Source organism: Bacillus cereus group sp. Bc031 (genome assembly GCF_027716265.1).
GTDB classification, from domain to species: domain Bacteria; phylum Bacillota; class Bacilli; order Bacillales; family Bacillaceae_G; genus Bacillus_A; species Bacillus_A paranthracis.
On sequence record NZ_JAQFUL010000055.1, the window covers coordinates 24,886 to 34,825 of the forward strand.

Consider the following 9,940-nt stretch of genomic DNA (forward strand, 5'->3'; position numbering starts at 1 on the left):
GGAGCATAAACATGACAATCGGTACATTACCTTTCGATCAAGAAACAATCCGTCAACGCGCAAGCGAAGTAAACGAAGCAGCTTGGTTGACTGAGTTCCGCTTACAAGCTCTTGCACAAGCAACTGAACTTCCAATGCCAACTCCTGATAAAACGAAAATTGACAAATGGGACTTTATCGGAAAAGGCGACGCTGCTAAGCAAGAGTCTGTAAGTTCTTTAACAGAGCTTCCAGAAGCAGTGAAAAACTTAATCGATGAAAATAACAGTGTATTAGTGCAACGTACTGGTACAACTGCATTCGTTTCTTTAGCAGACGAAGCAAAAGAAAAAGGTGTTATTTTCACAGACATCGTAACAGCTGCAACTGAGCATGCTGAACTAGTACAAAAGTACTTAATGAAAGACGGCGTGAAGGTAGACGAGCATCGTCTAACTGCACTTCATGCTGCATTAATCAACGGTGGTGCATTCGTATATGTTCCGAAAAACGTTGTTCTTGAAACTCCACTTCAAGCTGTATTCTTAGTAGACGGCGAAGAAGCTAACGTATATAACCATGTATTATTCGTAGCTGATGCGAACAGTACTGCAACTTATGTAGAAAACTACGTTGCAAATGAAAATGCTAAAGGTATTGCAAATATCGTAGCAGAAGTAATCGTGGAACAAGGCGCACAAGTGAAATTCGGTGCGGTTGATCTATTAGCAAAAGACGTAACAACTTACGTTAACCGCCGCGGTATTGTTGGACGCGACGGCCGCGTTGATTGGGCTCTAGGCCTTATGAATGACGGAAACACAATTTCAGAGAACGTTACAAACTTAATGGGCGACGGTTCATATGCTGATACGAAAACAGTAACAATTGGCCGTGGTAACCAAACACAAAACTTTACAACTAAAGTTGTTCACTTCGGTAAACACTCTGAAGGTTGGATTTTAAAACACGGTGTACAAAAAGATAGTGCAACATCTATCTTTAACGGAATTGGTAAGATTGAACACGGTGCATCTAAGTCAAATGCACAACAATCTTCTCGCGTTCTTATGTTAGATGAGAAAGCACGCGGTGATGCAAACCCAATTCTTTTAATTGACGAAGATGATGTTATGGCAGGTCACGCAGCTTCAGTAGGTCGCGTAGATCCAACTCAACTATACTACTTAATGAGCCGTGGTATTCCAAAACGCGAAGCAGAACGTTTAGTCATCCATGGATTCTTAGCACCTGTAGTTAATGAGCTTCCAATTGAAGGAGTAAAGGCACAGCTTGTTGAGGTAATTGAAAGGAAAGTTCGCTAATGAATATTCATGAAATACGCAAACAGTTTCCAATTCTTGATCAAAAAGTGAACGGCAAACAACTTGTTTATTTCGATAGTGCAGCAACTTCTCAAAAACCAATTCAAGTCATTGAAACGTTAGAACGTTACTATAAAGAATATAACTCTAATGTGCATCGCGGTGTTCATACGCTCGGTACGAAAGCTACCGACGCGTATGAAGGTGCACGCGAGAAAGTTCGCAAGTTTATTAATGCGAAATCAATGGAAGAGATTATTTTCACGCGCGGAACAACAACTGCATTAAATACAGTAGCGGCTAGCTATGGTCTTGAAAATGTAAAAGAAGGCGATGAAATCGTTATTTCTTACATGGAGCACCATAGTAACATCATTCCGTGGCAGCAAGTTGCGAAGAAAACTGGTGCAACTTTAAAATATCTTCCGCTTCAACCAGATGGGACAATTTCAATAGAAGATGCTCGTCAAACAATTACACCGAATACAAAAATCGTTTCTATCATGTATGTTTCTAACGTACTTGGAACGATTAACCCTGTAAAAGAAATCGGAGCAATTGCACATGAAAATGGCGCAATTATGGTCGTTGACGGTGCACAAAGTACACCTCATATGAAAGTGGATGTACAAGATTTAAACTGTGATTTCTACGCATTATCTGCTCATAAGATGTGCGGCCCTACAGGTATCGGCGTATTATATGGTAAGAAAGAATTGCTAAACAATATGGAGCCAATTGAATTTGGCGGTGAAATGATTGATTTCGTAGATTTACAAGAATCTACTTGGAAAGAGCTTCCGTGGAAGTTCGAAGCAGGTACGCCGATTATCGGTAATGCAATCGGACTTGGTGCGGCAATTGATTTCCTAGAAGAAATCGGTCTTGATAATATTGAAAAGCATGAGCATGAATTAGCGCAATACGCTTTAGAAAGACTATCAGAAGTAGATGGCGTTACAATTTATGGTCCAAAGCATCGCGCTGGTCTTGTTACATTTAATATTGAAGACGTACATCCTCATGATGTAGCGACAGTATTAGATGTAGAAGGTATTGCGGTTCGCGCAGGACATCACTGTGCACAACCGCTTATGAAGTGGCTGAAAGCTTCTTCAACAGCACGTGCAAGCTTCTATTTATATAATACAAAAGAAGAAATTGATACATTTGTTGAATCGCTAATCAAGACAAAGGAGTATTTCACAAATGTCATTTAATAATTTAGATACGTTATATCGTCAAGTTATTATGGATCATTATAAGAATCCTCGTAACCATGGCGTGTTAGAAGATAGTGTTACAGTGAACTTGAACAATCCAACTTGCGGCGATCGTATTCAACTTACGATGAAAGTAGAAGAAGGTATTGTGCAAGAAGCGAAGTTTGAAGGAGAAGGATGTTCTATCTCAATGTCTTCAGCTTCAATGATGACACAAGCAGTAAAAGGTAAGAAAATTGAAGAGGCACTTCAGCTTTCTAAAATTTTCTCTGACATGATGCTAGGAAAAGAGTACGATGACAGCATCGATTTAGGAGATATTGAAGCATTACAAGGCGTATGCAAGTTCCCTGCACGTATTAAATGTGCAACATTAGCGTGGAAAGCGTTAGAAAAGGGCTTAAACGAAGATAAGTAATGTTAAAGGTTCCTAAAAACGAGGTTATCTAAGGAGGGACACACCAACATGGCGAAGCAACTGCCAGATATCGGCGATTATAAATATGGTTTCAAAGACAAAGACGTTTCGATTTTCCGTGCTGGACGCGGTTTAACAAAAGAGATCGTTGAAGAGATTTCACGTATGAAAGAAGAACCACAGTGGATGTTAGACTTCCGTTTAAAATCACTGGATAAGTTCTATGAAATGCCAATGCCACAATGGGGCGGCGACTTAAACGACTTAGATTTCGATGAAATTACGTACTACGTAAAACCATCTGAGAAATCTGAGAAGTCTTGGGATGAAGTACCTGATGAAATTAAAGCTACATTTGATAAATTAGGTATTCCAGAAGCTGAGCAAAAGTATTTAGCTGGTGTATCTGCACAGTACGAATCTGAAGTTGTATACCACAACATGAAAGAAGACCTAGAAGCTCTAGGAATCGTCTTCAAAGATACAGATAGCGCATTAAAAGAGAACGAAGATATTTTCCGTGAGCATTTCGGAAAAGTAATCCCACCGACAGACAACAAATTCGCAGCATTAAACTCTGCAGTTTGGTCTGGTGGATCATTCATCTACGTTCCAAAAGGTGTTAAAGTTGATACACCACTTCAAGCGTATTTCCGTATTAACTCTGAAAATATGGGACAATTCGAGCGTACGCTTATCATCGTAGACGAAGGCGCACACGTACACTACGTAGAAGGTTGTACAGCACCTGTTTACACGACTAACTCACTTCACAGTGCGGTAGTAGAAATCATCATTAAGAAAGATGCATATTGCCGTTATACAACAATCCAAAACTGGGCGAACAACGTATACAACCTAGTTACAAAACGTGCGGTTTGTGAAGAAAACGCAACGATGGAATGGATTGACGGTAACATCGGATCTAAATTAACGATGAAATACCCAGCAGTTATCTTAAAAGGCGAAGGCGCTCGTGGTTTAACATTATCTATCGCGATTGCTGGTAAAGGCCAACACCAAGATGCTGGTGCGAAAATGATTCACTTAGCACCAAACACGTCTTCAACAATCGTTTCTAAATCGATTGCGAAGCATGGTGGTAAAGTAACTTACCGTGGTATCGTACACTTCGGACCAAAAGCGAAAAACTCTCGCTCTAACATCGAGTGTGACACGTTAATCATGGATAACCAATCTACATCTGATACAATTCCTTACAACGAAATCAAAAATGATTACGTTTCACTTGAGCACGAAGCGAAAGTATCGAAAGTATCAGAAGAACAATTATTCTACCTAATGAGCCGCGGTATTTCTGAGCAAGAAGCTACAGAAATGATCGTAATGGGCTTCATCGAGCCATTCACTCGCGAACTTCCAATGGAATACGCAGTTGAAATGAACCGCCTAATCAAGTTTGAGATGGAAGGTTCTATTGGTTAAATAGAAATGCGGAGCCGACTGTTCAGACCCGTTGGCTAAGGTTCTTTCGCACAGAAGATGCTTTTTATCTTCTCGTGCGGAAGGTTCTTAGACATGAGGGTCTAGGAGGCGAAGCTGGACATATTTAAAGTGGAGGCGGCTCGTCCAGAATGTGAGGGGGATGGAGCTTCTGACGTAGAGGCGCTTTTTGCCTCATAGGAAGAAGTGAAGCCACCGAACATTCTAGCCGCTGGAACTGGATAATATATAAAGAAAGCGCCCTGCTGTGCAGGGCGCTTTTTTATTGTGTGAGCTGGGCTTGGGGTGGGGGTAGCCGAGATACCTAGGTGGGTTTCTGACTAAATATATCAGCGATTTTTCAAATATATCGACGATAACTCCGAATATATCGGCTATTATTTCAATATATCGACGATTCGACAAGGAATATCGACTTATCAACAAATTACGACAAAAGAAATTCTTCATATACCCTGCAACATTTTATATGAAAGGGGACCGACTGGAAGTAAGGCAAAGATACTGACAAATCCACTGGTGAATCCAATTGAAAAAAGACCTGCGAATCTCCTGTTGAACTTTCTGACAAATCCCCGCTCTACCAACAAATCCCCAGACTGGAAAAAGTAAAGTTTCTCATATAAAAAGGACAATCTTTTGCTTTTTCTCATAATGCGAGTACAATGTAAAATAGCAAGAAAAGACGAAAAGTATTTACAGGATTATTGCATACGCATAGCGTAAATGGCAGTAAGGAACTGAGAGGAGGTTTTTTCTCTGAATATAAATAAAGAAACAATTATCCACCTTTATCATACAAACGATATACATAGTCATTTTGAAAATTGGCCGCAAATTTCTCGGTTTGTACAAGGAGAGAAAAAGCGAAGACAGGAAGCGGGAGAGACTGTTTTAACTGTAGATATCGGCGATCATGTGGATCGTTTTCATAGTATTTCGGAAGCGACGAATGGGCTTGGCAATACGAAACTTTTAAATGAGGCTTTATATGATTATGTAACGATCGGAAATAATGAAGGAATTACGTTAGCGAAGGAGCATTTGAATCGTCTATATGATGATGCTGGATTTGAGGTGCTTGTCGCGAATTTATTTGAAAAAGAAGGGGTACGTCCAGAGTGGGCAAAGCCTTATAAATTACATACAACGACAGATGGGATTACGATTGCTTTTATCGGATTAACGGTTGCGTATCCAGAGTTTTATCAAATGTTAGATTGGCATATTGAAGATCCAATTGAGCATTTAGAGTCTATTTTAGAAGAAGTGAGAGATGAGGCTCATATAACGGTTGTCCTTTCTCACCTTGGAAAAAGTATGGATGAGTATATGGCGGAGCAGTATGATATAGATGTTATTTTAGGGGCACATACGCATCATTTATTTGAGCGTGGTGTTCTTATGAATCATACGTTACTTTGTTGTTGTGAAAAGTGGGGACGTTACGTTGGGCACGTTCAGCTTACGGTGGATAAAGAGACGAAGAAGCTGTTGAAAAAGGATGGTAGAGCAATTAAGACTGAACGTTTAGGTGCTTATAACAAACCATTATCCACAATTGAAGCGCTGCAGGAAGAAAGTAAACATATTATGGAAGATCCTGTCGTTCATTTAAAGGAATCATTACCGGTTGATTGGTTTCATGAGACAGCATTTTCGCACATGTTAGCAAATGCGTTGAAAACGTGGTGCGATGCAGAGATTGGCATGGTGAACGCTGGTGTACTTCTTGAAAGATTAGAAGAAGGCGTTGTGACGCGCGGAGATATTCACAGAATTTGTCCACATCCAATTAATCCATGCCTATTAAAAGTGCCGGGGAAAACGTTAAGAGAAGTGATCTTGAAAGCACGTCGGCCGAATATGGAGAACCTTGAGGTAAAAGGGTTTGGATTTCGGGGGAAAGTAATGGGGAAAATGATTTACGCTGGTGTAGAAGTCATTCCAGATACGATTCCTGGGAATAAAATTTTACTCGAAGATGTATTAATTAACGGGGAATCGCTGGAATTAGAACGTATATATACGGTAGGAACGATTGATATGTTTACATTTGGCTACTTATACCCAGAGCTATCCACACTTTCTGACAAACAATATTATATGCCAGAACTACTTAGAGATGTGTTAGCAGACATGTTAATAACTTATACATCTTCTGTCAAACTATAGGCTAGTTAACTTGTAACACTCATTTTTCTCTTGTCATACAGATAAGAAAGAGAGGAGTGTGAACTATGGTTAATGTAGAGCCGATTATAATCGATAATTATACGTTTATTGCGGTTAGCGTCAAACTTCCAAAGACAAATTTGCTAGCTGTAATGAGCGATAAAGGATATATTATGTGCGGTGCATTAGATGTAGGTCTTTTAAATGAGAAGTTAGGGGATCGTGGTATTATTGCTGGTCGCGCGGTTGGTGTAAGAACGATTGAACAACTTCTTGAAGCACCGCTAGAATCAGTAACGATTGAAGCCGAAGCGTTAGGTATTACGGCTGGCACAATCGGAAAAGAAGCATTATTAAAAATGAGATAAGCATATATCGTCCCTCCTTCTTGCATAGAAATGATATAAGAAGGAGGTTTTTTTATGAGTATATTTCGTTCGAAAAATTCGCGGTTTCGAAGGGGGCCTATTTCCTTTCGGCACATACTGCTTATGTCGTGTATTCTTTTTGTCATATTACTCGTGCAAGGATTATGGATTGTGAATAGTAGCATTCAGCCGACATTAATGAAATATGGAGAAGTAGAGACACATAAAATGGCGACAGCGGTTATGACGAAGGCGGTAAAAGATAGAATTGATGAGGGATTCGATGTCGATTCATTAATGAAAGTACAAAATGATAAAAACGGGAAAGTATCCACAATTAATTTAAATACGAAGCAAGTAAATGAAATCGTAACGTCAACGACCACATACATAGAAAAGTATTTACAGCAAGTAGAACAAGGGAATTTGAAGGGACTAGGTATTTTTGAAAAAAATGGGGCAACGATGGCAGTTCCGTTTGGTCGTGTAACAAATAATGCGCTTCTTGGAAATATCGGACCCGATATTCCAATTGATTTCACGACGATTGGTCATGTAAATACGGATATTAAACAAAAAATTGAGCCGCACGGAATCAATACGACAGCGATTCAAATTATTATGGAGATGGAAGTTACGTTGCAAGTCATTATTCCATTTCATACGAAAGAAATAAAAGTGAAACAAAATGTTCCAATTGCGACGCGCATCGTTCAAGGGGAAGTGCCTACTTATTACGGAAGCGGAAGTGTTGTTGTACCTGATAAAAAGAAAACGGATAGTTAGCCATAAATAAAAAATAACCGTAGCAATGTGCTACGGTTATCGTTTTGTATTTGCGCGTTCTTTTCGCTCCCAAAGACTTAAGTGCATGTAGGGGTCGAAAGCCCATTCTGTATAACCATTGTCTTTATACATGCCGAAATGTAGGTGAGGCGGGAATTTTCCAGCTGTGCCGGGAGGACCGTAACCGGTGCTACCAACAAATCCGATTACTTTTCCGGGTTCGACAATTTGTCCAAGCTGTATCTCTTTTGAGAACCCGCCTAAGTGAGCGTAATAATGATAATTGTTATGAAGGTCACGAATACCGATGCGCCATCCGCCAAGGCGGTTCCAGCCTTTTGTTTCAATAATGCCATAGCAAGTGGATCTTACTGGTACGCCATAGCCTGCGAATATATCGGTTCCTTCATGAACTCTTCTTCCCCCAAAACTTCTTCCAGCGCCAAAAGTACTACGGTAGCTATGGTCACTACGAATCGGAAGAGGGAACGCATTTCCTTCTAAATTAATACGTCCGTAATGTTTATAAATTTGGGCGTATTCGGTAATTAAATCAACTGTTTTTGCACGTCTATAATATTCCCAGAGCATGATTTTAATACGTTCTTCTGACGTTCCTTGTTTCTTTAAAATCGTTGCTGCTGTATGCAAAAGATCACGGTCGTTATTTGCATTTGCAAATCCATCTTTGTCACCATCTAAACCTAACCCGCCAAATAGAGCAATTGTGTGGGGGAGAGTGTCGTTACCATTAACAGGTCCAGCCCATATTTCTGGTTTGAAATAAAGGGAAATGATGGCATCTGGTTTTTTCGGAATATCTTTTCTTACGCTCCGTATATTTCTTTCGTATTGATCCATTGCAGCTAAGTAATACCACGGAATGCCTGAAGATTGCTCGGTTTCTTTATATAGTGCCATGCGCTTTTCGTATATGCTTTGCTGATTATCTTCACCGTAAGCGATGTTTTGGTGGAGAAGAAAGCAAATCGAAAGCAAAAGAGAAATTTTTCGAAGCATGAAATAGACTCCTTTCACATCATCACTCTTTTTAGTGTGGGATATACGGAGTATTTCATTATAGGGAACGATTGGAAAAAATCTTAGAATCTTCATTTGAGCAAATCGCTTTCATACGTTAGAATAGATATGTTACATTGAAAGAAGCGAACACGGTAAACTATTTCATATTGTGCGGAGTTGATAACCATGACAAAACAAACAGAATATAAGCGCAAGCCCGAATGGTTGAAAATTAAGTTAAACACGAATGAAAACTATACAGGCTTAAAGAAAATGATGCGTTCTAAAAATCTTCATACAGTTTGTGAGGAAGCAAAATGTCCGAATATTCATGAATGCTGGGCTGTAAGAAAAACAGCAACATTTATGATTTTAGGTGCGGTTTGTACACGTGCTTGTCGTTTTTGTGCGGTTAAAACAGGCTTACCAACTGAGCTTGATTTACAAGAGCCAGAACGCGTAGCAGATTCTGTAGTACAAATGGGCTTAAAGCACGTTGTTATAACAGCGGTTGCACGTGATGATTTAAAAGATGGTGGAGCAGCTGTTTTTGCTGAAACAGTACGCGCTGTACGTCGTAAAAATCCATTTACGTCAATCGAGGTATTACCATCTGATATGGGTGGAGTAGAAGAAAACTTAAAAATGTTAATGGATGCAAAACCAGATATTTTAAACCATAACATTGAAACAGTACGTCGATTATCTGACCGAGTTCGCGCTAGAGCAAAATATGATCGTTCATTAGAGTTTTTACGTCGAGCAAAAGAAATGCAGCCTGATATTCCAACTAAATCGAGCATTATGGTGGGCTTAGGTGAAACGAGAGAAGATTTAATTGAAGCAATGGATGACTTACGTGCAAACAATGTGGATATTTTAACTCTTGGACACTACCTACAACCATCTAAGAAGCATTTACCAGTTCTTAAATATTACCCACCAGCGGAATTTGCAGAGCTAAAAGAAATTGCACTTAGCAAAGGCTTTAGCCACTGTGAAGCTGGCCCACTTGTGCGTTCTTCTTACCATGCGGACGAGCAAGTTCGTTCTGCAAAAGAAAACACAGCAGAAGCAAAATAATGAAAAAAGGGAGCTAATGATTAAAATGTACCCTATAGAATAGACACTTAAAAAAAAGTCTATTCTATAGGGTCTTTCTTGTATAATGAGAGAAAA

Annotated in this window: 9 protein-coding genes; 8 read left to right on the forward strand and 1 reads right to left on the reverse strand. The window is 39.6% G+C overall.

Translation table 11 applies throughout. The features are described 5' to 3' along the window. The first annotated feature begins 11 nt into the window (after positions 1 to 11). The 7 genes from sufD to yunB all read left to right on the forward strand — a co-directional run bounded on the left by sufD (position 12) and on the right by yunB (position 7,738). A complete protein-coding gene (gene sufD, locus PDQ33_RS19490; RefSeq protein ID WP_061131759.1) occupies positions 12 to 1,304 on the forward strand; it encodes a Fe-S cluster assembly protein SufD in 1,293 nt (430 codons plus the stop codon). Then, entirely contained in the window at positions 1,304 to 2,524 is a 1,221-nt protein-coding gene (gene sufS, locus PDQ33_RS19495; RefSeq protein WP_001020761.1) for a cysteine desulfurase SufS, read from the forward strand. The genes sufD and sufS overlap by 1 nt, the downstream gene beginning before the upstream one ends. Further along, positions 2,514 to 2,945, forward strand: coding sequence for a Fe-S cluster assembly sulfur transfer protein SufU (sufU, locus tag PDQ33_RS19500; protein WP_000009523.1), 432 nt, complete (start codon positions 2,514 to 2,516; stop codon positions 2,943 to 2,945). The genes sufS and sufU overlap by 11 nt, the downstream gene beginning before the upstream one ends. Before the next feature lie 48 nt (positions 2,946 to 2,993). Further along, positions 2,994 to 4,391 carry a Fe-S cluster assembly protein SufB gene (gene sufB, locus PDQ33_RS19505; protein ID WP_001118823.1) on the forward strand — a complete coding sequence of 466 codons (1,398 nt, stop codon included), beginning with the start codon at positions 2,994 to 2,996 and terminating at the stop codon, positions 4,389 to 4,391. 801 nt (positions 4,392 to 5,192) lie between these two features. After that, the gene (locus PDQ33_RS19510; RefSeq protein WP_074543854.1) at positions 5,193 to 6,584 is read left to right on the forward strand and encodes a bifunctional metallophosphatase/5'-nucleotidase; all 1,392 of its coding nucleotides are present in this window, start codon (positions 5,193 to 5,195) and stop codon (positions 6,582 to 6,584) included. A gap of 65 nt (positions 6,585 to 6,649) precedes the next feature. Next, on the forward strand, positions 6,650 to 6,952 hold the full coding sequence (locus tag PDQ33_RS19515) for a YunC family protein (protein WP_000248463.1): 303 nt from the start codon (positions 6,650 to 6,652) through the stop codon (positions 6,950 to 6,952). A gap of 54 nt (positions 6,953 to 7,006) precedes the next feature. Continuing rightward, positions 7,007 to 7,738 (forward strand): sporulation protein YunB, encoded by a 732-nt coding sequence (yunB, locus tag PDQ33_RS19520; protein ID WP_061131757.1) that lies wholly within the window; start codon positions 7,007 to 7,009, stop codon positions 7,736 to 7,738. Between the two features lie 36 nt (positions 7,739 to 7,774). On the opposite strand, the gene PDQ33_RS19525 is transcribed toward yunB, so the two are convergent. Next, positions 7,775 to 8,758, reverse strand: a complete 984-nt coding sequence (locus PDQ33_RS19525; RefSeq protein ID WP_000944673.1) for a M23 family metallopeptidase — start codon at positions 8,756 to 8,758, stop codon at positions 7,775 to 7,777. 189 nt (positions 8,759 to 8,947) lie between these two features. On the opposite strand from PDQ33_RS19525, the gene lipA reads away from it, so the two are divergent. Further along, entirely contained in the window at positions 8,948 to 9,844 is an 897-nt protein-coding gene (gene lipA, locus PDQ33_RS19530) for a lipoyl synthase (RefSeq protein WP_061131756.1), read from the forward strand. The last annotated feature ends 96 nt before the right edge of the window (positions 9,845 to 9,940 follow it).

What these genes read in the sequence shown, in the direction of transcription:
- sufD (WP_061131759.1), top strand. Translation starts at nt 12, where the DNA reads ATGACAATCGGTACATTACCTTTCGATCAAGAAACAATCCGTCAACGC.
- sufS (WP_001020761.1), top strand. Translation starts at nt 1,304, where the DNA reads ATGAATATTCATGAAATACGCAAACAGTTTCCAATTCTTGATCAAAAA.
- sufU (WP_000009523.1), top strand. Translation starts at nt 2,514, where the DNA reads ATGTCATTTAATAATTTAGATACGTTATATCGTCAAGTTATTATGGAT.
- sufB (WP_001118823.1), top strand. Translation starts at nt 2,994, where the DNA reads ATGGCGAAGCAACTGCCAGATATCGGCGATTATAAATATGGTTTCAAA.
- PDQ33_RS19515 (WP_000248463.1), top strand. Translation starts at nt 6,650, where the DNA reads ATGGTTAATGTAGAGCCGATTATAATCGATAATTATACGTTTATTGCG.
- yunB (WP_061131757.1), top strand. Translation starts at nt 7,007, where the DNA reads ATGAGTATATTTCGTTCGAAAAATTCGCGGTTTCGAAGGGGGCCTATT.
- PDQ33_RS19525 (WP_000944673.1), bottom strand. Translation starts at nt 8,758, where the DNA reads ATGCTTCGAAAAATTTCTCTTTTGCTTTCGATTTGCTTTCTTCTCCAC.
- lipA (WP_061131756.1), top strand. Translation starts at nt 8,948, where the DNA reads ATGACAAAACAAACAGAATATAAGCGCAAGCCCGAATGGTTGAAAATT.